The organism is Maritimibacter sp. 55A14 (genome assembly GCF_003122205.1).
Lineage (GTDB): Bacteria > Pseudomonadota > Alphaproteobacteria > Rhodobacterales > Rhodobacteraceae > QEYE01.
Window position 1 is genome coordinate 270,477 of record NZ_QEYE01000002.1, and the last position, 23,879, is coordinate 294,355.

General features: G+C 57.8%; 22 protein-coding genes and 1 pseudogene. 4 read left to right on the forward strand and 19 right to left on the reverse strand.

All coding sequences use genetic code 11. The features are described 5' to 3' along the window. Positions 1-101: 101 nt before the first annotated feature. The 14 genes from DDZ14_RS02835 to dndA all read right to left on the reverse strand — a co-directional run bounded on the left by DDZ14_RS02835 (position 102) and on the right by dndA (position 14,610). Complete coding sequence (locus tag DDZ14_RS02835; protein ID WP_109423422.1) at positions 102-326, reverse strand: formate dehydrogenase subunit delta; 225 nt, start codon at positions 324-326, stop codon at positions 102-104. Then, positions 316-1,137, reverse strand: a complete 822-nt coding sequence (fdhD, locus tag DDZ14_RS02840) for a formate dehydrogenase accessory sulfurtransferase FdhD (protein ID WP_109423423.1) — start codon at positions 1,135-1,137, stop codon at positions 316-318. The genes DDZ14_RS02835 and fdhD overlap by 11 nt, the downstream gene beginning before the upstream one ends. Before the next feature lie 5 nt (positions 1,138-1,142). After that, positions 1,143-4,037 carry a formate dehydrogenase subunit alpha gene (gene fdhF / locus DDZ14_RS02845; RefSeq protein WP_109423424.1) on the reverse strand — a complete coding sequence of 965 codons (2,895 nt, stop codon included), beginning with the start codon at positions 4,035-4,037 and terminating at the stop codon, positions 1,143-1,145. Further along, positions 4,034-5,554, reverse strand: a complete 1,521-nt coding sequence (locus DDZ14_RS02850) for an NADH-quinone oxidoreductase subunit NuoF (protein ID WP_109423425.1) — start codon at positions 5,552-5,554, stop codon at positions 4,034-4,036. Before DDZ14_RS02850 ends, fdhF begins: the two co-directional genes overlap by 4 nt. After that, positions 5,551-6,021: a formate dehydrogenase subunit gamma gene (locus DDZ14_RS02855; RefSeq protein ID WP_109423426.1), complete on the reverse strand. Its 471-nt coding sequence runs from the start codon at positions 6,019-6,021 to the stop codon at positions 5,551-5,553. The genes DDZ14_RS02850 and DDZ14_RS02855 overlap by 4 nt, the downstream gene beginning before the upstream one ends. 91 nt (positions 6,022-6,112) lie before the next feature. Beyond that, entirely contained in the window at positions 6,113-7,000 is an 888-nt protein-coding gene (locus DDZ14_RS02860) for a LysR family transcriptional regulator (protein ID WP_109423427.1), read from the reverse strand. 429 nt (positions 7,001-7,429) lie between these two features. Continuing rightward, positions 7,430-7,627 carry an AlpA family transcriptional regulator gene (locus DDZ14_RS02865; protein ID WP_109423455.1) on the reverse strand — a complete coding sequence of 66 codons (198 nt, stop codon included), beginning with the start codon at positions 7,625-7,627 and terminating at the stop codon, positions 7,430-7,432. 53 nt (positions 7,628-7,680) lie between these two features. Further along, positions 7,681-8,190: a plasmid pRiA4b ORF-3 family protein gene (locus DDZ14_RS02870; protein WP_199221265.1), complete on the reverse strand. Its 510-nt coding sequence runs from the start codon at positions 8,188-8,190 to the stop codon at positions 7,681-7,683. Further along, positions 8,153-8,416, reverse strand: a complete 264-nt coding sequence (locus tag DDZ14_RS20225) for a hypothetical protein (protein WP_199221273.1) — start codon at positions 8,414-8,416, stop codon at positions 8,153-8,155. Before DDZ14_RS20225 ends, DDZ14_RS02870 begins: the two co-directional genes overlap by 38 nt. A 97-nt stretch (positions 8,417-8,513) precedes the next feature. Then, a complete protein-coding gene (locus DDZ14_RS02875) occupies positions 8,514-9,005 on the reverse strand; it encodes a hypothetical protein (RefSeq protein WP_199221266.1) in 492 nt (163 codons plus the stop codon). Beyond that, positions 9,005-11,008 carry an AAA family ATPase gene (locus DDZ14_RS02880; RefSeq protein WP_109423429.1) on the reverse strand — a complete coding sequence of 668 codons (2,004 nt, stop codon included), beginning with the start codon at positions 11,006-11,008 and terminating at the stop codon, positions 9,005-9,007. Before DDZ14_RS02880 ends, DDZ14_RS02875 begins: the two co-directional genes overlap by 1 nt. After that, complete coding sequence (locus DDZ14_RS19845) at positions 11,008-11,250, reverse strand: CxC ATPase DNA modification system associated small protein (RefSeq protein WP_199221267.1); 243 nt, start codon at positions 11,248-11,250, stop codon at positions 11,008-11,010. Before DDZ14_RS19845 ends, DDZ14_RS02880 begins: the two co-directional genes overlap by 1 nt. 9 nt (positions 11,251-11,259) lie before the next feature. Then, positions 11,260-13,158: a DEAD/DEAH box helicase family protein gene (locus DDZ14_RS02885; protein ID WP_109423430.1), complete on the reverse strand. Its 1,899-nt coding sequence runs from the start codon at positions 13,156-13,158 to the stop codon at positions 11,260-11,262. A gap of 177 nt (positions 13,159-13,335) precedes the next feature. Further along, a complete protein-coding gene (dndA, locus tag DDZ14_RS02890; RefSeq protein ID WP_199221268.1) occupies positions 13,336-14,610 on the reverse strand; it encodes a cysteine desulfurase DndA in 1,275 nt (424 codons plus the stop codon). Between dndA and dndB the strand changes: the two genes are divergently transcribed. The 4 genes from dndB to dndE are packed head-to-tail and all read left to right on the forward strand — an operon-like array spanning position 14,576 to position 19,599. Continuing rightward, the gene (dndB, locus tag DDZ14_RS02895) at positions 14,576-15,688 is read left to right on the forward strand and encodes a DNA sulfur modification protein DndB (RefSeq protein ID WP_109423432.1); all 1,113 of its coding nucleotides are present in this window, start codon (positions 14,576-14,578) and stop codon (positions 15,686-15,688) included. The two genes, dndA and dndB, sit on opposite strands and share 35 nt — an antisense overlap. Then, positions 15,663-17,204 (forward strand): DNA phosphorothioation system sulfurtransferase DndC, encoded by a 1,542-nt coding sequence (dndC, locus tag DDZ14_RS02900; protein ID WP_109423433.1) that lies wholly within the window; start codon positions 15,663-15,665, stop codon positions 17,202-17,204. The genes dndB and dndC overlap by 26 nt, the downstream gene beginning before the upstream one ends. Next, on the forward strand, positions 17,201-19,192 hold the full coding sequence (gene dndD, locus DDZ14_RS02905) for a DNA sulfur modification protein DndD (RefSeq protein WP_109423434.1): 1,992 nt from the start codon (positions 17,201-17,203) through the stop codon (positions 19,190-19,192). Before dndC ends, dndD begins: the two co-directional genes overlap by 4 nt. Then, complete coding sequence (dndE, locus tag DDZ14_RS02910; protein WP_109423435.1) at positions 19,192-19,599, forward strand: DNA sulfur modification protein DndE; 408 nt, start codon at positions 19,192-19,194, stop codon at positions 19,597-19,599. The genes dndD and dndE overlap by 1 nt, the downstream gene beginning before the upstream one ends. 13 nt (positions 19,600-19,612) lie before the next feature. On the opposite strand, the gene DDZ14_RS19300 is transcribed toward dndE, so the two are convergent. From DDZ14_RS19300 to DDZ14_RS19305, 5 genes and pseudogenes are all read right to left on the reverse strand, one after another. After that, a complete protein-coding gene (locus DDZ14_RS19300; RefSeq protein WP_146193070.1) occupies positions 19,613-20,479 on the reverse strand; it encodes a hypothetical protein in 867 nt (288 codons plus the stop codon). Between the two features lie 3 nt (positions 20,480-20,482). Continuing rightward, positions 20,483-21,106 carry a bifunctional 2-polyprenyl-6-hydroxyphenol methylase/3-demethylubiquinol 3-O-methyltransferase UbiG gene (locus tag DDZ14_RS02915; RefSeq protein WP_146193071.1) on the reverse strand — a complete coding sequence of 208 codons (624 nt, stop codon included), beginning with the start codon at positions 21,104-21,106 and terminating at the stop codon, positions 20,483-20,485. Between the two features lie 526 nt (positions 21,107-21,632). Continuing rightward, positions 21,633-21,969, reverse strand: a pseudogene (locus DDZ14_RS20230) (IS5/IS1182 family transposase); the annotation flags it as partial. Positions 21,970-22,456: 487 nt separating this feature from the next. Beyond that, positions 22,457-22,981: a hypothetical protein gene (locus tag DDZ14_RS02925; RefSeq protein WP_109423437.1), complete on the reverse strand. Its 525-nt coding sequence runs from the start codon at positions 22,979-22,981 to the stop codon at positions 22,457-22,459. Positions 22,982-23,018: 37 nt separating this feature from the next. After that, a complete protein-coding gene (locus DDZ14_RS19305) occupies positions 23,019-23,444 on the reverse strand; it encodes a hypothetical protein (protein WP_146193072.1) in 426 nt (141 codons plus the stop codon). Positions 23,445-23,879 lie beyond the last annotated feature (435 nt).

Consider the following 23,879-nt stretch of genomic DNA (forward strand, 5'->3'; position numbering starts at 1 on the left):
GTTGCCATCAGGGGCTGAACGTCAAAGTGACCGGAAGCAGCCAATCTGGATGCAGGGCTTTGGAATTGCTCCGGCGCCACACCGCATGGAGTTGCTCCGTGTCAGGCGCGTACGTGCGTCTTCACGATCTCTGCCTCTGCCGCAATTACCAGATCGTCCAGCCCCTTTCCCCCTGCGCCGACGTGGTCGTGAAGCTGATCCAGCATGCGCGGCTCCCAATAGTCGGTCAGGTGTGCGGCGATGCGGGCGGCCTGATCGTTGCCGGGCTGGGTCTTGAAGAATGTTGCGATCTGGTTGGCCATATGGACCATTTTCTCAGGCGACATGGTGAACCTCGATGTCGATGCGATGGGGGTGGGAATAGAGATCGAAGCCGCCGCCACGGGCAAAGGCCGCGAGGGTGATCCCTGCCTCATCGGCCAGCCGCAGCGCATGAGCGGTCGGTGCCGACACGGCGATCAGGATGCCGCAGCCCGCCATGGCGCATTTCTGCACCAGTTCGACAGAGAGGCGGCTGGTCATCACGATGGCCCCTTCCGACGGGTCGATGCCAGCACGCCAGAGCGCGCCAATCAGCTTGTCGAGCGCATTATGCCGTCCCACATCCTCGCGGGCGAGTATGAGGCCCGCATCCGGCAGAATGAAGCCGGCGGCATGGGTGGCGCGGGTGAGATCATGCAGCGGCTGGCAGGTGCCAAGCGCATCGGTGGCGCGGGCAATCTCGCGCAGCGAAAAGGGCGGGCCGGTTCGCGTGACGCGGGGCACCAGCCTGATCGCCTGTTCCAGAGAGTCGATGCCGCAGAGACCACAGCCCACCGGCCCGGCCATATAACGCCGCCGCGCCGTGAGCGCCTCTTGGCGATCCTCGCGCAGCCAGAACCGCGCCTCGATCCCCTGGGCGTGCTCGGCAATCTCGAAGTCCTCGATCTGCGCGGGGTCGGTCACGATCCCTTCGGTCACGGCGAAGCCATGGGCGAAATCGGCGATATCGTCAGGAGTCGCCATCATCACTGCCTGCGTCGTGCCGTCAAAGACAAAGGCCACCGGCACCTCATCGGGCAGGGCGCGGGTGACGCGGCGCACCCCCTCGCCCTGCACCGAGAGGCCCGGTCGGCTTTGGGTGGGAGAAAAGCCCATTACCGTCACTCCGCCGCCGGCAGGATACGCCGCGCTTGTGCGGCCTGCGCGGCATACTCCTCCTGCCAGTCGGTCGGCCCGTTCGACAGGCTGACCTGCACCGCCGTCACCTTGTATTCCGGGCAATTGGTGGCCCAGTCGGAATAGTCGGTGGTGATGACATTGGCCTGCGTGTCGGGGTGGTGGAAGGTGGTGTAGACCACGCCGGGGCTGACCCGGTCCGTGAGCTTGGCGCGCAGGGTCGTCTCCCCCGCGCGACTGGCCAGCCGCACCCAATCGCCGTCTTTCAGCCCGCGCACCTCGGCATCATGCGGATGGATTTCCAGCAGATCCTCTTCATGCCAGACCACATTGTCGGTGCGCCGGGTCTGGGCGCCGACGTTATACTGGCTGAGAATGCGCCCGGTGGTGAGCAGGAGCGGGAAACGCGGGCCGGTTTTCTCGTCGGTCGCCACATATTCGGTAACGATGAACCGCCCCTTGCCGCGCATGAAACCGTCCACATGCATCAGCGGCGTCCCCTCGGGGTGCGCCTCGTTGCAGGGCCATTGCACGCTGCCTTTTTCCTCCAGGAGCGCGTAATCCACCCCGGCGAAAGAGGGCGTCGTCGCCGCGATCTCATCCATGATCCGGGCGGGGTGGGTGTAGTGCCAGCCGGCGCCCATCGCATTGGCGAGCATCTGGGTGATTTCCCAGTCGGCATAGCCATTGAGGGGCGGTATCACCTTGCGTACGCGGTTGATCCGGCGCTCTGCATTGGTAAAGGTGCCGTCTTTCTCGAGGAAGGTCGAACCGGGCAGGAAGACATGCGCGTAATTCGCGGTCTCGTTGAGAAAGAGGTCATGCACGATGACACATTCCATCGCTGCCAGACCCGCCGCGACATGTTTGGTGTCGGGGTCCGATTGCAGGATGTCTTCACCCTGGCAATAGAGCCCCTTGAAGGTGCCATCCACGGCGGCATCGAGCATGTTGGGGATGCGCAGGCCCGGTTCCGCGTCGATCTGAACGCCCCAGGCCTCTTCAAAGACCTTTCGCACCTCGGGGCCTTTGACGTGGCGATAGCCGGGCAGTTCGTGCGGGAAAGACCCCATGTCGCAGGCGCCCTGCACATTGTTCTGACCGCGCAGCGGGTTCACACCCACGCCGGGCCGTCCCATGTTGCCGGTGAGCATGGCAAGGTTGGCGATGCCCATGACGGTGGTGGACCCTTGGCTATGCTCGGTCACGCCAAGGCCGTAGTAGATCGACCCGTTGCCACCAGTGGCAAAGAGGCGGGCGGCGGCGCGCAGTTCTGCCGGATCGACGCCGGTCAGCATCGCCGTTGTCTCGGGCGAGTGGCGGGGGTTGCTGATGAATTCGGCGTAATGCTGGAATTCATCCCAGTCACACCGCTCGCGGATGAAGTCCTGATCCATCAACCCCTCGGTGACGATCACATGGGCAAGGGCACTGACCACGGCGACATTGGTGCCGGGGCGCAGTGGCAGGTGATGCGACGCCGCGACATGCGCCGATTTCACCAGATCAATCCGGCGCGGATCGACGATGATCAGCTTGGCGCCTTCGCGCAGCCGCTTCTTGAGGCGCGAAGCAAAGACCGGGTGCCCGTCGGTCGGATTCGCGCCGATCACCACCACCACATCGGTCTGCTCGACAGAATCGAAATCCTGCGTGCCCGCAGAGGTGCCAAATGTCTGACCCAGACCATAGCCCGTGGGCGAATGGCAGACCCGTGCGCAGGTGTCGGTGTTGTTGTTGCCAAAGACCGCGCGCGCCAGTTTCTGCACCAGATAGGTTTCCTCGTTGGTGCAGCGGCTCGACGTGATCACCCCGATGGATTTCTTGCCATATTTCTCCTGAAGCCCGAGCATCCGGGTGGCGGCGAAGGTCATTGCCTCATCCCACTCCACTTCGCGCCAGGGATCGCTGATCTGATCGCGGATCATCGGCTTGAGAATGCGGTCCTTGTGATGGGCATAGCCATAGGCAAAGCGGCCCTTGACGCAGGAATGCCCGCGATTGGCCTTGCCGTGCTTGTAGGGGGTCATGCGCACCAGCGTGTCGCCATTCATTTCGGCCTTGAACGAGCAGCCCACGCCGCAATAGGCGCAGGTGGTGATCACCGAACGGTCGGGCGTGCCCAGTTCGATGATGGATTTTTCCTGAAGCGTCGCGGTCGGGCAGGCCTGCACGCAGGCGCCGCAGCTGACACAGTCGGAGGCGAGAAAATCATCGGCTGGCCCGCCTGCGGCGACCCGGCTGTCAAAGCCACGGCCCTCGATGGTCAGCGCAAAGGTGCCCTGCACCTCTTCGCAGGCGCGAACGCAGCGGTTGCAGACAATGCATTTGCTGGGGTCATAGCTGAAATAGGGGTTGCTGTCGTCCTTGGGCAACCATTCGGGATTGGCCTCGCCGCTCGTGTTGCGGGCCTCGAAATGATTGGCCAGACCGCCGTTTTCCGGCGCCTCATAGCGCACGTTGCGCAGACCGACGGCCCCGGCCATATCCTGCAATTCGCAATCGCCATTGGCCGAGCAGGTCAGGCAATCGAGCGGGTGGTCGGAGATGTAGAGTTCCATCACCCCTTTGCGGATCTTGCGCACCTTGCTTGAGCCGGTGTGGACCACCATGCCGGGGGTGACAGGCGTTGTGCAGGACGCCGGCGTGCCGCGCCGTCCCTCGATCTCGACCACGCAGAGGCGGCAGGAGCCGAAGGCCTCCAGATTGTCCGAGGCGCAGAGCTTGGGGATCTGAATGCCCGCCTCGGCCGCCGCGCGCAGCACCGAAGTGCCCTCGGGCACGGTCACGGGCAGGCCGTCGATCTCCAGCGTCACCGGCGCGCCGGACTTGGCGGGCGTGCCCATGTCACGGTCGTTCGGAATGATGAAATCCTTCATTCGGCGGCCTCCTTTCGGGTGGCGAAATCGTCGGGAAAATGCGTGAGCGCGGACATCACCGGTAGGGGTGTGAAGCCGCCCAGCGCGCAAAGCGAGCCGTCTTGCATAGTCTCGCAGAGATCCGTCAGGAGCGGGATCGCCGCTCCGTCGCCCTCGGCGATCCGGTCCAGCGTCTCGACGCCGCGCACGGCGCCGATCCGGCAGGGGGTGCATTTGCCACAACTCTCGACCGCGCAGAATTCCATCGCGAAGCGGGCCATGCCCAGCATGTTGACGGCGTCATCGAACACCACCAGACCGGCATGGCCCAGGAGCCCGCCCTTGGCGTCCAACTCCTCGTAACCGAGCGGCGCGTCGAAATTGGCGACCGGGATATAGGCCCCAAGCGGCCCGCCCACCTGCACGGCCTTGACCGGGCGGCCCGAGGCGGTGCCGCCGCCAAGGTCATTGACCACCTCGTCCAGAGTGATGCCGAAGGCGGTCTCGAAAAGCCCGCCGCGCGCCACATTACCCGCGATCTGCAAGGTCACGGTGCCGCGCGACCGCCCAAGGCCGAAATCGGCATAGTGTTGCGCGCCCTTCTCGAAAATGACCGGCACGGTGGCCAGAGAAATCACGTTGTTCACCACGGTGGGCCGCCCAAGAAAGCCCTCAAGCGCAGGCAGGGGCGGCTTGGCACGCACCACGCCGCGCTTGCCTTCGAGCGAATTCAGCAGCGAGGTTTCCTCGCCGCAGACATAGGCCCCTGCACCGACGCGGATTTCCATGTCGAAGGCGCGGCCGGACCCCAGCACATCCGCGCCCAGCACGCCTGCCCCGCGCGCGATCTCGACCGCGCGGCGCATCACCGCGATGGCATCGGGATATTCCGAACGAAGATAGACGTAGCCCTTGGTAGCGCCCACGCCGAGACCAGCGATCGCCATGCCCTCGATCAGGGTAAAAGGGTCGCCCTCCATTATCATCCGGTCGGCGAAAGTGCCGCTGTCGCCCTCATCGGCGTTGCAGACGATGTATTTTTGCAGTCCGCTCGCGTCCTTCACGGATTTCCACTTGATGCCCGTCGGAAAACCCGCGCCGCCACGCCCGCGCAGCCCGGACTTGGCGACCTCCTCGACGATCCCGGCCCCATCCATAACGATCGCCCGGCGCAGACCGGCAAGCCCGCCATGTGCCTCGTAATCCGCCAGATCGAGCGGGTCGATCACGCCGACGCGGGCAAAGGTCAGCCGCGTCTGCCTCGCCATCCAGTCCAGTTCCTCGACCGGTCCGAGCGCCTTGGCGCTGGCGCCCGCCAGAATGCCCGCCACATCGGCAACCGTGGCCGGGCCATAGCCGTGGCGCACGCCGTCGATCTCGACCTCGACCAGCGGCTCCAGCCAGATCATCCCGCGCGTGCCATTGCGGACAAGCTCGAGTTCGATGCCCCGTGTCTTGGCCTCTGCGCGGATCGCCTCGGCGACTTCGTCGGCACCCAGTGCCTTGGCCGCGCTGTCCATGGGAACGTAAATCTTCATGCGCCCGCCTCCGCCAGGAGGGCATCCATCCGGGCGGTGTCCACCCGGCCGACCACCCGATCATCCAGCATCGCGGCGGGCGCACAGGCGCAGAGCCCGAGGCAATAGACCGGCTCGACCGTCACCGCCCCGTTGATTGTCGTGCCGTGCCAATCCAGCCCCAGCTTGGCCAATGTCGCCTCTGCCAGCGCCGTGCCGCCCACCGCCTGACAAGCCTCGGCACGGCAGATTTTCAGCACATGCCGCCCGGCGGGGTTCTCGCGGAAATCGTGGTAGAAACTGATCACGCCATGCAGTTCCGCCCGGCTGATGTTCAGGGCCTCGGCGATGGGGCGATGTGCCGCCTCGGGAATATGACCAAAACTGTCTTGCATCGCGTGAAGGATCGGCAATAGCGGTCCCTCGAGATGCGAATGTTCTGCGAGAAGGGTGTCGATTTCCTCAGACGTGGGGACGGGGTCATTCATGGCTGGCCTCATGCGGTTGCTGAGGTCAGTCAATCAGGTTTCATCATGGGCAATCAATATCGCTATCCGGTCGATTGATAGTCGCTCTCTATCAGGACTCGGCTGCCAATCGGCGCGCCTCGCGCAAGAGGCTCTCCAGAACCGGGGTATGCGGCTCGCGCCAGGGTGCAACCAGTCCGACCGAATGGGCCGGTTCGGGACCGGTCAACGGGATCAACCGCACCGGTTTGCCAATCGCATGAAACCGCGCCGAATCCTCGGGCAAAACCGTCACCCAGCCCCCGGTTTCGACCGTGGCCATAAGAACCACGGTGGAGTTCGATTCGATCCACGCCTCGGGCGTTACATCAACGGCGGCGAAATTGCGATTGATGATCCGGCGGTTCTGCATGTCCGGCGTCAGCAGGCAAAGCCGCTCTTGCACCAGTTCTGCCCATGCTACCGAGTCGCGTTCGGCAAATCGCGAGCCCTCGGCGCAGACCAGCATGTAACGCTCCGCGTAGAGCGGTTCCGTGCTGACCCTGCCCATCGGCTCGTTGTCGAGATATGAAATACCCGCATCCACATCGAGATTGTCCAGCATCGACAAAATCTCGACCGAGGTGCGCGACAGGATGGTAAAGCGCACATTGGGGTGCTTCGCGTTGAACCGGTGGCACAGCCGCGCCGCCCATGTCAGCGCCGTCGGGATCGCCGCGATCCTGAGTTGGCCGGACAGACCATGCCGCTTGGCGCGCATTTCCTCGCGCAATTGGCGGGCATCGCCAACGATCCGCCGCGCCCAGACCAGCGTCGCCTGCCCTTCCGGGGTGAGACCGCCATACCGGGAGCCACGAAAGATGAGCTGCACGCCCAACTGTTGCTCAAGCTGCTTGATCCCTGCCGAAAGCGAAGGTTGGGTGATCCCGATGCTGATCGCCGCGCGGCCGAAGTGACCCTCCTTGGCCACGGCGATGAACATCTCCAGCTTGTCCAGCATGATTGGTCACTACAATTACAATTCGGCAATCCGATAGAAATCAGCAATGGCGTCGGTATGGCAACCCTGTTTTCTGATTTCGTTCGCGCCCCTCTCCACTCCTCGCAAGCGAACCTGTACGCTACTCTCGTGCGGTGAATGGCCGTTTTCATGAGGTACCACTCCCAATTTCGCAGGCGCAGCGAACTGCAGCTTCCCGCCGCGACCTGCTAGATTCTGCGCTGACGAAGTCGACAATGATGCGGATAAAGCGAACGGCATGGGAGTCCCACACTGCCGTCATTGCCCTGTCGCTAATGCTTCCGGCTGTACGAATGGTGATAAGGCTGCGTTGCCCTGCGGCATGTAGTATCCCCATGGGCGACGGGAGTGGTCCACTCGATCGATTGGGTGACCGAGCTGTGCACGCCCGGCCACCCAGCTCCTGTATCAGGAGTGTCGGTTGGGAATTTCGCGATCATCCAGCCGCAATTGCAGCCAGTCCAGCACTTCATCCTCAACCCATCCCACCCGGTTCGGGCCAAGCTGCACCCGCTTGGGGAATTTGCCTGCCTTTTCCAAGCGTGCAACGTGTTGGTGTGAATACAAGACCAACTCCTTCAGCTGGCGTTTTGAAAGTATCCTCATCACGATGTCTCCATGATTGAAGAGCATCGCGATGCCCTAGGGTTGACAAGAACCTAGGCGAGCCAATCGTAGCTCCATGAAGCAAATGCTCCAAGACAGAACGTAAGCGATGCGCTGAGCCCACGTTGATCAGTTGATTGCCCATTTCTTCGGCTTCCAGCGTTTGGCAAGTTTGTGGACTTCGAGGCGGAGTTCGTCGCTGTCTGAAGTGTCGGGATCGAAGTCACCGCCGTACCATCGCTTGAGTCGGCGTGTTCGGGGTGTTTGGGATCGGCCATGGCCTCGAGGAACTCTTCGTATCCCGGGAACCCACCCACATCATCTGGTGGGCAGCGGCCCGAGATATCCGTCAGGCGGGGGTAGAGTTTGCCGGGAACAGGGTCACTGATCTTGCCGACCCTGATCTTGTGGTCCCAGCTGTCGCCGAAGTCGTAGAGGTAGGAGATTGTGCGAGCGCCGGTATCCTCGATAAGCTCGGCTAGGGTGGTTTTTTTGGCGGGCAGGTCACTGCCGCCGACGTTCGGGTCAGGCAGCCCCCATGTCGCGCCGCGTGCCTCGAACATGTAGAGATGCGAGTTGGTCTAGCCCAGGCGCGGCCTGGATCGTGAGATACAGGCGGTCTAGGCCGATATCGGCGGGCACTTGCAGGGTACGGGTTACTGCGGGGTCGATGTACTCAAGCGTGACCTTCAGTTCGATGATGTTCGTGACCGTGTTCCCCTTCGCAGGTACCCTTGTAATTCCAGGGCGCAGAACGTCGATATCGAATTGTTTGTGACCCTGCGCGATGGCGGTTACCCGCGCTGGTACTTCGGAACAGCAAACACATGCTTCTGCTCAAACAGGAACTTGACGCCGAGCTGGGTAGGTTTGACAGGCATGGTGATCAGGCCGCCAAGCCCGGGTCAGCGCTTTCGACCTTGCGCCGGAATGTCCGTAAGAAAGTTTCCAAGGAGTAGGGGGAACCGTTGAACCACTCCATATGGAGAACGTCATAGCCTCCATGTGCGTACTTGTTGAACTCCCGAACACCATCATCGCTAAGGAAATTCTGAGCGTCGGGATCGACCAGCTTTGTAATCGCAGCATTCACTGCTTTTTTCTCGCTCATGACCACACCGAGATATTCCAGCTCGCGGCTCAAAAATAAGCTAACCAAAAGCCGACCTCGATTCTTGTACGGACCAGGAAAGTTATCGACCAACGCTCTGGTGTCGCTTCCCCCAACCTCGTTCTTCCTCATAGTTTTTATTCCGGCTACAAAGCAAAAATAGAAAGCGTCAAAGTCACGCGCGGGGACCATGCCTGGTGGCGCTGAAAAGTTCGATCGAATGTATTTGAACCAATCGCTCGCATCCTTTCTAATCGCAAAATCCATTATACCTCCTCCGCATCAAGCTGGAACTCTTCAAAGAATTTCTCATCGATTACTCGAAAGCCGTCCTCGCTGGTAACGCAGCCATCGCTGGCAATAGCTTTGGTTTCAAGGTGGCTGGCACCTTTTCGGAAGACAGTGATAAACTGTATGTCCTTGCCTCCAGACTTCTTTAGGCTGGGGAGGAACCCCTCCCGCTCCGACGAAATAACAAATGCGATGAACTGCCCCGTTAGATTTGGAACTAGCGCTCCAATATTGGGTCTGATATCCAAGTCTATCGGGTTAGCGGGGCTGTCTACAACGAACGGAAGTTGATGCTGCTCCGCGCGATCGAATAGCGTTGAGAGGAAAGCATAGCCAACTGACAGAGTTTCTCCGACGCTTCCGCCGGACTGTCCACTGAGCACAAGGCACCGGTCAATCCTCTCAATACGGATACTGTTATTTGGCATTAAGGCCGAAATTTTCTCGTTGGCCTCGTCTCTGATTTCGCTTGCAATCGTCTCCTTTGCCTTGCGATGAGCCCTGTCGATTATGCGCTTCAGAAGGTCACGCTTTCGCCTCAGCGCCTGCGTATCTCTGGCCTCGTCGACCAAATCCTCAAGAATCTTGATTCCATCCTCGATGGTTTCAATTTGGTCTATACGCTTGGGGTCGACCTTGTTGATCTTGTCAAGACGAACCGAGTCATCCTTCCCTTCAAAGCCGCTCAGACTTTCTTCAATCCTTTCGCACTGTCGGGAGAGTCGATCAATTTCCTCCTTTGCCTTCATAACGTCCGGGTCGGATTCTTCAGCTTCGCGCCTGATCTCATCCAGCTCATTTTGCGCAGATTGGAGATCGGTGACCAACGAGGTCATGTCGCTGACCTTCTGAGTCAGCTCGTCGGCGGCTTCGCTGCGGGACCCACCAACGGCATCTGATATTGCGGACTTCATGGCATTAAGGAAAATGACATCGTCAGAGCCGAGATACTGTTTCGACTTGGTCTTAATGACCTGCCGGACTCCTTCGTCTATTCCCCTTCCACACACACACTCATCTTCATCCGCCAATTCTTCAAAAAACTCACGTGCGGCGCTCTCTGGCAACTTTACGCGGTCAAGGCCCGCCTTTAGTTCAAACATGGATGAAGCAAACCCAGTAAAGAGCGCGTGCGGGTTACGCATAGTGTCAAGCAGGTCTTTGGCGTTTTCGTCCACGCTTGCCTGAAAATCGTTTAGTGCAGCCTCGGCATCACTAAGAGTCTCGGCGCGCTCCTTTTCTTTTTTGATCTCTTTGTTATATTTTTCACGCTGCCTTTTCAGATTCTCCAGTGAGGATTTCAGGTCCGCTCTAAGGGAATTCTGCTCTGTGACCAGGGCGTCGTGGCGCGCGCGCCAGTCGGCCAGTAGGTTCTTTCGTCTTGTATATCCCGCTTCATCCTTTGCCGTGACGTTTCGGGTTTGGTCATCCCAATAGCTCGAAACTCTGTCGGACATGCGCTTAAGCAAATGAACCTGGAAAAGGCTCTCTACAGCCGTCTCTGCATTTGTGTGCTGGCTGTTCAGGAGCTTGTCCGCGAGTTCGCCGTCAAAGACATAAAAATTCACAAAATCATCATTCATGAATCGACGGAGTTCAAACGGCGGATTGAATCCATCTTCCTGCCCGGAGCTCCACGTGGTCTTGTAGCGAACACGCGCGACGTCGAAATCAAACTCCATGATAATCGTCATGGGCTTATCGTTGACGGAGAGCCGCAACTCGAACCGTCCGTCGGCTTCTCTGCCATCCTTCTTCTGCATCTCCTTGATGCGCGAGCGGTTCCAAGTGGTGCCACCGGCCGCACCGGACAGTGCCGCTCGCAACAACGACAGGGTTGTGGTCTTACCCGTGCCGTTGGGCATTTGAATCAAGGTAACCTTTGCTGTTTCGCCCGAATTGATCCGGCAATCGATCTCGTGATCGGGACACCTGAACCCCTCAGCCTTCCAGCCCATAATTCGGAGTGAGACAGTCATTAGTCTTCCTCCACATCTTCTGGATGGTCTCCGGCTACTTCCGTCGCGGCCGACGCAGTACCAGCGGGTATCGCTTCGGCGTAAAGTAGTTCGAGATGTCTATATGCATCCTGCTTGCTCGCAACGTCTTCGTTGCCTGACGCGATCGCGTCAAACCAGCGGGTCATTTTGCGGGCCAGTCCAACTGGCTGTCCAGCTTCACTTACTGCTTCTTCTATCGCTTCAACGATCTTGGGGTCCATCTACATTCCTCACTCTGTCGGGCGGACTTCGGAGAGTTCCAGTAACCAGTCCCTCCGAAGTTCGTCAGCGTTTGCCTCGCCGCCGCCATCGCTTTCGCGAATGAAGTCGACGATACCCGCGATTTTTTCAGGGGCGTCGGGGTTTGTCCTCAAGCAACGGCCAATTCTTTGAATGGTTTCCAGTTGAGCGCGTTCCGACGAAAACAAAACTACAGTATTTAGCGACTTAATATCAATTCCTTCAGACAGGCGGTGGCATGTAATTAGACACTCCAGCTCTCCCGACGCAAATCGCCGCAAAGTACTTTCGTGCTCCCCACTATAATATGTATGGAAATCGGGCCTGTGTTCGTGAACAATATCGCGCACTTTGTCTCCGTACGCCATCGTTTCCGCAAAGACAATACAACGGCGCAACAAATCTGTATTGTTTTTGATGAATTCGGCAAATATCGGGAGTTTAGCTTCCGAGGTCTTATAGACCCGCGATAGATCGATCCAGAGCTCAGTATCAGACATCGGATATCCGTCCGCTTCGCGTGCCTTCTTCTTTCTGTATACGGCGGTCAACCTTTCGCGGTCTTCGTCTGTAAGGTCGTAAGGGAGCGGATAGTAGTTGAATGGCGCGAGAATTCCGCGCTCGATTGCTTCTCTCAGTCCGAATGTCTTAATGACGGGGCCTATGTGATCCTCGATAAACGCGTTTCCTTCCTGATCGTACATCCGCTCAGGTGTCGCGCTCAACCCAAGCCTAAATCGAACGTTGTCGGACAAGCCCGATAGTCGCTTACGGTTGCCAGGGCTACCAAGACCATGAACCTCATCGTGTATCAGAAGAGTCCGGTGGGCTTCATCCGCACTTAGCTCGCGCAACGCTCCTGCCACGGGCTCACGCGCCACGAGCAAGAAGGCGTTCGCTGGGTCGAGCGAAAAGCTTTGCCGCTCCTTCTTATCTCTGTACTCCCGGAATACGCGGATCGATCGATCGACGGACTTTCTTGCCTTAAGGAGTTCGCCGTACCATTGGTCCAGAAGGTCGTTGCCGTCAGTCGATACGATCACGGTGTCAATCTCGTTTCGCTCGAACAGCGCATCTACGATTTTAAGGGCGGTACGCGTCTTGCCGGTGCCTGTCGCCATATTGAGTACGCCGCGCTCGGCGGCTTGAAATGCTTCAAGCGCCTCATCCTGATGACGCCACTTGTCTGGTTCTTCTTTGTCTTTTCGCTTGTACTGCTGACGCCCGGCTTCCCATTCGCCACAAACCCTGATGAGTTCCTGCCGTGCTGCGTCTGGAAAACTGTATACTTCGACGCCCTGGTCAGTACGGTTCCACAATTCCTCGAAATGCGATTTCTTCCTGTTAGCGCGGGCGGCACTACTCCACGATGGATATACATCTACGCATTCGCGGTTGTTCTCGAATGCATTGCGGCTTTCGTTGGAGGAGCCGGTAAACGCGATAAAGTCTTCGTCATCGAAGAACAGTCCAATCTTCTCGTGATAGATACCCGTTCCGGTCTTGGGGACCGCGATTTGAATCTCCAGACGCCCGAGTTCCAGCAAGCGGAGCAAACGACCTGTCCCGTCACCGACGCCATCAGCAAAGTCGTTATCAATGATCTGCTCAAGGCGCTGTGCACAGATGCCCTCTCTGGGTGCACCGTTCTCGATAGCTTCGAGGTCTGCCTGCGACAGTTCGACCGATGTTACCAGTCTGATATGGCCACCGTTCCTAATAAACTCACCGAGTGGAGCACCAAAGGACTCAAGCGCGCTGCTGGAAAAATAGCCGACGGCGCGCCAGTAATTGTTCGACCGCGCAAGCGAAGGGCGGAACAAATCCTCAACGATATTGTCGTACCCGGACCGATAGTCTTCCTTGTAGTCAATCTCGCGCAAGCTCATCGGAAGTGGCTGTCCCCCCAAGGCACGCTCCCCGGTCGTTCTGCTCTTAGGTGGCGTGTCGGAATCTTGTTGTTGTTCGCGAAAGAGTTTGCTTTACAGAGGCTTGGCAATCAACCTCGAATTTAGCTTTCGATCGAGGCCGCTCACAAGCTGTGGCAGGTACATCTTCGCTACACACTATCTCAGCTCGGCGATGCGCGATGCGAATGCGTACCAGTCGACGTCTGGCGTCAGGTGCGACCAGGACACTCGGATGGCGCCGGATATCGCGTCCTGCGGCAATCCCATCGCTTCAAGGACATGGCTGGGCATGTAGCTCTGCGAGGTGCAGGCTGAGCCGTTTGAGATGGCGGCGATGTCCTTAAGAGCCACCATAACGGCCTCTGAATCAACGCCGGGCACGGAAAAATTCATGACATGCGATAGTGTGCAGTCCGGGGAGGCATTCATATGTATGCCCAGAGGTTCGAGCGCGGCGAGCGCGTCCTCCCTTATCTTCCGGCACCGTTCCAGACGAGCCTCGTTGTCCTTGAGGGCGGTTTCGGCCGCGACACCCAGCCCGACGATCAACGGCACAGGAAGCGTGCCGGGGCGCAGCCCTCGTTCCTGTCCACCACCGAACATGATGGGTTTGAGGGGCGGGCGCTTGAAGCCGCGTCGCCGCATCACCAATGCGCCAACACCGAGCGGTCCGTAGATTTTGTGCCCGCTGACACTGATGAGGTCAATCCGCTTGCTACGCAGCGGCGCGAGGTCCTTGCCGTAGCCCTGCGCGGCGTCGACGTGAAAGTAGGCGTCGTGTCCTGACAGCGCTTCCGCAATAGCGCCGAGCGGCTGAATTGCGCCGGTCTCGTTGTTGGCGTGCATCACCGATACCATCAGCGTGTCCGGGCGAAGTGCGCCCCTGACGGCATCAGCGGAAACCGCACCGGAGTCATCGGGCCGCAGCAGCGAAACTGAGAAACCCCTTGCTTCAAGCACCTCAAGCGGTTCGAGCACTGCCTTGTGCTCAATGGCCGTGGAAACGATGTGGCGGCGGCCGGACATTTCGCCGTGTGCCGCCAGGCCTAGAATCGCAGTATTGTTGCTCTCGGTTGCGCCGCTTGTGAAAATGACCTCGTCGGTCTTTGCTTCGACTACGGCTGCGACCTGACAGCGCGCCTCCTGCACCGCCCGCTTTGCTCGCAGTCCGTACTCGTGCGTCCGGCTTCCGGCGTTGCCCAGTTCGTCCGTCATCCAGCGCGCCACGGCATCCCTGACCGCCGGCGCGATAGGCGCCGTAGCATTGCAGTCCAGATAGACAGGGCCGCCGTCTTGTTTGTATGCCGATGCAAACGTATGTTTCATGTTTGACAAACTTTGGCCATGGTGGTTCAATGTGTTTGTATCGCATATCCCAACAACTTGATAAACAAAAATGAGCGACGGCTTCGAGTACCAGTTTCCAGCCATCAGGGGCGTCCAGGCGCAGCGTGAGTACTACGTATCCATGTGCCCCATGCGGCTTTTGCCGAGACTATTCCAGTTTGACGAGGACGAACTCGCGCCCGAGCTCAGGGCGCAGCGACAGCTCAACAGGGCTCGCATACCGGAGCTTTCCCGTTACATCACTGAAAATGTGGATGACTATGTTTTCTCGGCGATTACCGTCTCAATCGATGCCGATATTGCATTCAAGCCTGTCGCCGGAGAGGGGGAGGAAAACCGAATTGGGATTCTCAAAATCCCGATGTCAGCCCGCTTTATTATCAATGACGGCCAGCACCGCCGCGCCGCCATTGATGATGCCCTGCGCAATAACCCGGAACTCGGAGACGAAACCATCGCGGTCGTTTTCTTCATCGACAAAGGGCTTGAGCGCTGTCAGCAGATGTTCGCCGATCTCAACCGCTACGCCATTCGCCCGTCACCCTCGCTCAGTATCCTCTACGACTACCGTGACGAAACCGCAGCGCTCGTTAAGTCCCTCATAGGCAGTTCTGACATCTTCCGTGACGTTGTCGAACTTGAGAAGACGAGCCTTGCCCCGCGTTCGCGGCGGCTCTTTACCCTGAGTGCCATCTACCATGCTACCAACGAATTGCTCATGGGCGTGTCTGAGCGTTCGCCGGAAGACGCGGCGCGGCTCGCGCTCGAATTCTGGGAGGCGGTCGCCGAGCAGATGGGCGACTGGAACAGGGTACGCCACGGCGAGCTGACGGCGGGTGAAGTGCGCAAGGACTTTATCCACACCCACGGCGTTGTCCTGCAGGCTCTGGCGAGAACAGGGCGTGCGCTGATTTCGCGCTACCCCAAGGGTTGGAAGAGGGAGATCGCGGGCCTCAAGACCATGGACTGGCGGCGCGCCAACAGTAAGATGTGGGAAGGGCGCGCCCTGGTCGGCGGTCAGCTTTCCAAGGCGCACCAAAATATCACGCTCACAGCCAACGCCATCAAGACCCATCTTGGCCTTGAATTGTCGGAAGAGGAGCAGCGTGTAGAAGACGCATTTAATCGGGGGACAAATGGCATCCAAAAAGCCAGCGCATAACTCGGCCTTTGCAAAAGCCGGATTTAAGAGAACAATCAATGCCCTCAAAAGCGAAATCGCCGACCTTTACCTGTCCGATGAAATCCCGTGGGTCGTCGGCTATAGCGGCGGCAAAGACTCGACGGCCGTTTTGCAACTCGTCTGGATTGCCCTTGCCGATCTACCGAAGGCCAAGCGCAAAAAACCCGTCTACGTTATCAGCACCGACACGCTGGTCGAAAATCCGGTCGTGGCCTTGTGGGTGTCGAAGTCGCTTGAACGCATGGACCGGCAGGCCAGCGATCAGGACCTGCCGCTGACCGCCCATCGCCTGACTCCCGCGCCGGAAAACACGTTTTGGGTAAACCTGATCGGCCGCGGCTACCCTGCGCCACGGCCAAAGTTCAGGTGGTGTACAGAACGGCTCAAGATCAACCCGTCCACGCAGTTCATTAGCTCTGTCGTGCAGCAGCACGGTGAAGCCATCCTCGTTCTCGGCACAAGAAAGGCTGAGAGTGCCGCACGCACCAAAGTCATGGAGCGTTTCGAGGAAAAACGGACGCGCGACCGTCTCAGCCCGAACGGTAGCCTGCCCAACTCCTACGTCTATTCGCCCGTCGAAGACTGGTCCAACGATGACGTCTGGATGTTCCTCATGCAGCTCGGCAACCCGTGGGGCTACAACAACAAAGACCTGCTGACGATGTATCAGGGCGCTTCGGCCGACGGTGAATGTCCGCTTGTCGTCGATACGACCACGCCGAGCTGCGGCGACAGCCGCTTCGGCTGCTGGGTCTGCACGCTTGTCGAGAAGGACAAGTCGATGCACGCCATGATTCAGAACGATGAAGAGAAGGAGTGGATGCTGCCGCTGCTGGAGCTCCGCAACCAGCTCGACCCGCCGAAGACGCCTGATGCGGACAGGCCGCTGCGCGATTTCCGGCGCATGAACGGCGCCGTCCAGCTATTCAACGACCGCCCCATTCCCGGTCCCTACAAGCAGGAGGCGCGGGAAGAGTGGCTGCGCAAGGTTCTACAGGCCCAACAGCACATCCGCGAGAACGGCCCCGACGAAGTGCGCGATATCGAGCTCATTACGCTTGAGGAGCTTGAGGAAATCCGCCGCATCTGGGTTGTCGAAAAGCACGAGATTGAGGACAACCTGCCGCAGGTCTATGAAGACACGACCGGCATCGCCTATTCCGGCGGCAGCCTCGACGATAACCTCGTGATGGGCGCAACGGAAATGGAGCTTTTGCGCGACCTGTGCGGCAAGGATGACCTGCATTTCCAGCTTGTGCGGGAGCTACTTTCCATTGAGAAGCGGCACAAATCGATGCTGCGCCGAGCCGGCCTGTTTGACGCACTGGAAGGCTCATTCTTCCGCAATTTCTATGTAGACGAGGACGATGCCGTTGACCGCGCGCGCCAGCGGCGGGACGCGCTGGGGAAAGCACAGGAGCGCACTACGGGCGAGCTGTCTGCGCACGCCACGGAAGGCGAAAGCGCGCCCCAGCCTGATGAGGCCCGCCAATGATTCTGGACGAGATCACATTCCACAATTTCGGACTCTATGAGGGGACACAGAGCGTCGAGCTAACGCCCACCGCGCCCGATAAGCCGATAGTACTGATCGGCGGGTTAAACGGCGGCGGCAAGACAACGTTCCTTGACGCGCTACAGCTCGGCCTGTTCGGCCCCCATGCCAAGAGTTCCAACCGCGGGTCTCTCGCCTATCAGGAATATCTGTCGCGCTGCATCCACTGCGGCGCGAAGACGTCCGAGGCCGGTATCGAAATTCGCTTCCGCCACACAGCCCAAGGCAAAGAAGACAGCTACAAGCTTCGCCGCTTCTGGAAACGTTCTGGCAACGGCTGCAAGGAGCAGTTTGAGGTCCTTAAGAACGGCGAGTCCGAGCCATCGCTTGCCGACAACTGGGCAACCCAGGTTGAGGAGTTCTTCCCGGCCAACATTGCGCACCTGTTCCTTTTTGACGGCGAGCAGGTGGAGGCCTACGCGTCACAGCAGGACTCCTCAGCCCTGATCGGCGCAGCCATTCAGAACCTTCTCGGTCTCGACATGGTTGACCAACTCGAAAAAGACCTGCAGGTCTACGAGCGCCGCAAGCGTTCGGAGAGCAAGGACGACTCCCGCCACACCGAAATTACCGCGGCCCAGGACAACGTCCGCGATCTGCGCCGCCGCCTTGATGCCCTAAAACAAGAGCGCGCGTCCCTGCAGACACACCGCATCGACAAGCAGCAAAGCGCGTTGAGCAAGGTCGAGGAAAAGTACCGCAAAGTCGGGGGAACGCTTTACGACCAGCGCGAGGCCATTGAAAAAAAATGGTCTGACGCCGTGCAAATTGTGAAGGACGGCGAGAACGCCCTACGCGATTTTGCCGCCGGTGCCGCGCCGTTGGTGCTTACGCGCACTTTGCTCGATTCGGCCGAGAGCCGCGACCGCCATGAAGAAGAATGCCGCCGCGCACGGGAGTTGTCCGCAGCACTCAAAGACCGCGACAAAGCCGCGCTCAAGCACCTGCGCTGTCAGTCGGCCGACAAGACCATCGTCGACGCGCTCAAGTCGTTTTTTGATGCCGACCGGTCCGAGCGCGAGAAACTTGGGAAAGAAGAGACCGTTCTTGATATCACACCGGAAGTCCGCAGCGACCTTCACGCCCTGCTGCGCGGCGATCTCGACAAGTTGGCGCGCGAAGCGGACAAACTTCTCCGCCTGCAGGACATGCGGCGCAGCGATGAAGAGCAGGCGCGCATCGAACATGAGAACATTCCGAACGCCGATATCGTCGAAAAGCTGACGCAGGAGCGCAACGAAATACGCGCGGACATCGCCGAGCTTGAAGTCATGCACGCCGCGATGGGGCAAGACATAGACCGGCAGCAGCGTGAGCTGGAGCGCCGCGAGCAGTCGCTCGCGCGGATGCTTGCGGCCGATATCAAAGAGAAGGGGCGGCGAGACGACCGCTCGCGTATCCTGCACCACTCCAGCAAGGTCAGGCGCACGCTTGGCGCATTCCGGCGCGCGGTCATAGAGCGCCATGTCCGGCGCATCGAGCAACTGGTGCTGGAGAGCTACCAACAGCTCCTGCGAAAGTCCGGCCTAATCACGCGCTTGTCGATCGACCCGGAGAACTACGCGCTCACCCTCTACGGCCGCGACGACCAACCGCTGAGCGCAGAGCGGCTGTCGGCCGGCGAGCGCCAGCTTCTCGCCATCGCTTTGCTCTGGGGGTTGGCCAAGGCCTCGGGGCGTCCGCTTCCCACGGCCATAGATACGCCGCTCGGGCGTCTTGATTCCGGTCACCGCATGCATCTGGTCGAACGCTATTTGCCGTTCGCCAGCCACCAGGTCTTATTGCTTTCGACGGACGAAGAGATCGCCGGAGAGTATCTTGAAAGGCTCGGTCCGTGGATCGGCCGTACCTACCAACTGGCCTACGATGACGCCGCCGGTGCGACGCGCGTTGCCACGGGCTACCTATCGTCAAAGGCGGCCGCGTAATGGCAATAGAGCACATAAGGCTGTCGCAGCAGGCGAAAGACCAGCTCATAAAACTCAAGCGCGTCACAGGCATCGAAAACTGGAACGTCCTGTGCCGGTGGGCACTATGCTTGTCGCTTGCCGAGCAGACTGTACCGCCATCTTCCAAGATTCCCGCGGACAGTAATGTCGAAATGAGCTGGAAAATCTTTGGTGGGCGCTATGCCGACCTTTACATGGCGTTGCTCAGAGAGCGCTGTGTGCGTGACGGGCTTGGTACTGACCCGGAGGTCGTCGCTCAGCAGTTCCGGCTGCACCTTCATCGTGGGATTTCATATCTCGCGGGAAACCGCAATCTGCGCCGGATAGACGACCTCACAGCTCTTGTCACCAGCCACGACCTTGCTGTTGCAAAAGACAATTGTTGAATCGTGGAGACTGTCAGTCTTTTCGGGAGCCTAGCAGAGAGCTTCCAGAGCCGTCTGCAACTACCAATTCACCAGAACTTGGGTCAAAATCCGGCCGATCAGGATCTTCCCATGGTTCAAGAGGGTAATTTGAAAGATCCAATGGCGCTATCTCTCCGTGAGGCGTTGTTGGTTCTTGTCTGAGTTTCTTTACCCGCCTTTGAAGTCGCTCCAACTCCATCTGCAACACGGGATCCAGTTGCTTTGGATAAACGTAGCGAAGAAAGGGAGCGCTATCATCCCCGAGCTTCCCTTCGTAAGCTAGGCGCAAGACCCTGAAATGAGCAATCGCCCGCGAAATATATGGAAGAATATCGGGGTCCACCAAACCAATATTCTCCTTTATCATTGAACTTAGGCGCTCACCAGTTTGGCAAATCTCTCTCACCAGTTCCTTGTCTCCTGCGGACAGAGCCTTTGTCCATTCAGAATCAAAGAGTTTATCGAGTAGGCGATACTCCTCCGGCGCCGACTGCCTGGATCTTAGATCCTGAGCCAATAGGTGGTTGGCATCGCTTTCGACAATGAATGGCCCATAAAACTTATCTAACTTGTTCTGTAAGTAATTCGCTTCAGCCTCATTTATTTTCAGCCATTGTTCGGATACGTCACTCTTTCTCGTGAAATACACAATTAAACCGACTCCAATAAGGCTAATCAATGGAGAACCCAAGTAAGCGATATCTCTTGCTGTGAGAGCTTCGCTGCCTGACGTTGCAGAGGATACAGCCGCAGCGTCCTCAGTGTCGCCAGAACCCTGGGCAAACGCACAGCCTAGTAGTGCAAATTGACTGCAGAAAGTCACGGCGATCACGGTAAAGACAGTGCGAGCAAAAAACATATATCAATTCTCCCGTACGAATATAAGCGCCCACCATGCAATGGATGTACGCCCACACCAGTCAGAGGTCTCCACTACTTCTTTCAGGCGAAGACCGTATGACGCTGCCTTGTTGATCAGATGGGTCTTGTCGACTTCATACATTTCGCTCAGTTCCTTCACACCTGATGAACGAAATGTCAAATACAGCACAGCGCCGTTTGCGCATAATTCAGATAGTCTCTTGAGCGCGAGAATCTGGTTTCGTGATGGAAGATGCATCAACACAGCGGAACAAAGAATAAAATCAAATTTCCTATCTCCCCTCACCGAATCCAAGGAAGGTAAGCGATCTGATAGCCATGAAACCTCATTCGATCCGCATTTTGACTGCGCGATCTCGAGAAGCCTTTTCGATGGTTCAACAGCGAGAACGTGAAAGCCCTTCTTTGCTAGATGGATCGCATCGCGCCCTGACCCGGATCCGACATCTAGCACGGTAGCAGGGGGTGTTGGAAAGTACGGCATCAGTGCCGCATGGATCGCTTCAAATGAAAGCGCGTCATAACGTTGGGCAAGTTCATCCGCGTGCTTATCATAGTACGAAACCACGCCTGAACTGTTCACCTGTGGTGTTGGCTTTGCCAACTGCTTCTCCTCGTGTACGCATCACGGACGGCCACGCTATAAATTGGGCTTCGCTGCCGACTTGGCACATGTTATAGACGCGTGACCGACCATTTTAAAAGCAAGATCGTAGAGCCAGCCGGCGTTCAAGTCGACGCTTTATCATCTCGGAAGCACTCATTGAGAATTTGATTGGTTCAACGAGATCAGCCACGCCGTCGAATTTCGCCCACAGGTCGGTGAAGGCGAATAAACTGGCCACATGGAACCAGCCGAGGACGGACTACAGAATCGCGCACGCACGGCCATTGGCCGAGCTGAGCCGTCCCGCCCGCTCAAATGCATTCTTGCTGACGGGCCGCTCCAGTCCGACATGCGCCTTTTCGACTACGGCTGCGGTCGCGGTGACGATCTTCGCCATCTGTCCATGCAGGATACGAGGCCAGCGGCTGGGACCCTGCCACGGGCCAGAGGCAGAGCTCCGCCGCTCACCGATCGTCAATATTGGGTACGTAGTCAACGTCATCGCGAACCGAACGAACGGCAGGAGGTCCAGGATGCGTTTGAGGTGAGCGAAGAGCATCTCGACCTTCTTTCGGAGCTTCATCGAGAGGTCGTATTGGCCGGCTCTGGCGATGTCGCGGGCGACCTGTCGGGCATCTTCATGTTCTTCACGGGTCATCGACCGGAAGTCCCTGTTGGGCAGTAGCGCCGTTTGGACGGACAGACCTGATAAGTCGCCTTCAGCGCGCGATATTGGCGACGCCTTTACCGGTCGGGCCCCGGTTCGGCTCTGAGTAGTTGCGGCGGAACTGCTTGAGCGTCTGGCCTTCGGGGTTGATGTACTGGTTGTTCTCCGCGTTCCATTCGAACTCCGCCCAGGTCAGCGCCCCAAGAAGAAACGAGCAGATGGTAAGGAGTGGACGAAACTCTAACCCGCGATTCTTGGCACAAGAATTGTTGGACAAATGTTGGACAAATAGAATCTTTCCAAATATCTATTTGTTATAATTGTTAATATTACTCTCATCGCCCGCTCCATATTTCTCACATGATGTTCGCGATTTGCGCGACGGCCATGTACGCCGGTGAGCGGTTGGATTGTCCCTTGGGCGCTGCCCTCGAAACTCTTTCTGCCCCGAGCGGCCGAGCGACGAACCCTGGCGGCTAACCCCTGAAAAGATTCCTGCGAAATACGACGGACCCGTCGCGGCGCGCTCTGTGCAGTTGGAAGACACGCTTTGCCAGATCGATCCCGATGATAGTAACCTCAGACTTGGGTATTCTCTCCATCCTTGATGGCTCAACACACATCACATTGGCACATCGCGATGCCGCCAAAAGGGGGCATCCACGCCATAAATAGAGCCTCTAGGATTGAAAAAATGTTAAGCATACACCATACTCGTCAAGCAGGTCGTCCGTTATTTCGAAATCAAATGTCCGTTCCGGAAAGTGCCTAACCAATTCCTCCCTCCAATAATACTCAAGCCGCTCCGCAAAAATGTGGCAGAGTCGATAGTTTTCTTTGGACAAGCCAACCATAAAGACCTTCTCATCACCGGACTCTTCCCAAGTGGAAAAAAACTGGTTAATTGAAAAATTATTCCGATATCTCTCCACGTCATATCGATCTTGACTTACTTCCAATTTACCCTTTCCATTTTGCTTCAGTCCATTCAGCGGATGAGGATTTAACTGATATTCATGCGCATTTGAGCACCAAAAAATATGACCATCGTGCTCAACAAAATCCGGCGACAAAATACCGATAACCATGATTGCCTTCTCAAGTGTAACAAGATTCCCGACGTGGGAGAAGTATTCGCCAATCCCAAGATTAGAAGATAAGCATTCTAGAACCGCCTGGTCCAACAAGCCCTTAAAAATTTTCATCAATTCAACCCTAAGATAGAAATAATCTGCTTCTCAATCACGAACCACGCCATACGCCATCTTCACCTTTCCAAATTAGCGGCGGTGTCTCGAAAAAAAACAAATTTATGGAATCATCATCAAAATCCTTCGCACATTCTGGCCAACGCTTACGTAGATTCTGCAAAACACTATTGGCATCCGCAATCCAGTGGTTTTCTTCGTCTTCAATCGACAAACTTGGGGGCGGCCCTCCAGCCACAAAATATATATCAATATTTGGCTTTATGAAACGAACACGGCCCTCATCAAGCAAACGCTGGAGCAAAAGAAAGAAAGCTTCTCGATATTCATCTAGCGAAGATAACTCCTCATATCGAATCCAAAGGCAATTTACCCACAAACCGAGGCAGTTCTGTAGGATTTTTTCATAATTATTATCAATCACTTCCTCGATCAACTTAATACTTGTATGGTTAGTCAAACTTGAGTTCCCTTATAAATTCACCTGCAACTGTCGCGGGAATATCGATCGCCTATTTTCCTATGTGTCCTGTCCCGGACGATCGCATAGACCCTCGTCGCTCTGCGCTCTTCATGGCAAGATCGATCCTGGGTGAGGTTCGGGACGACACCGAAGATCCGGGCTGCGATCCAGGCAAACTCGGAGCCGGCCTGGATGGTGGCCGAGCGCTACGTGAGATTTCGTCATCCAGTACAGTTCTGTTGCCTATCCGAATACTATTTCTCGAATTGACCAGCGCCACCTGAGTGGGCCGGTTTGAGTATTAGCAGGCTGCTGAAAAACACCGGGGTCGACGCGGTTTTGAGAACATGATTCACCTTTGTCACGGTTGCGACAGGAGGTGGCGATGCGCGGGACGGACGAGGCGGCGGGATCGCTGTTCAGCTATGTCGA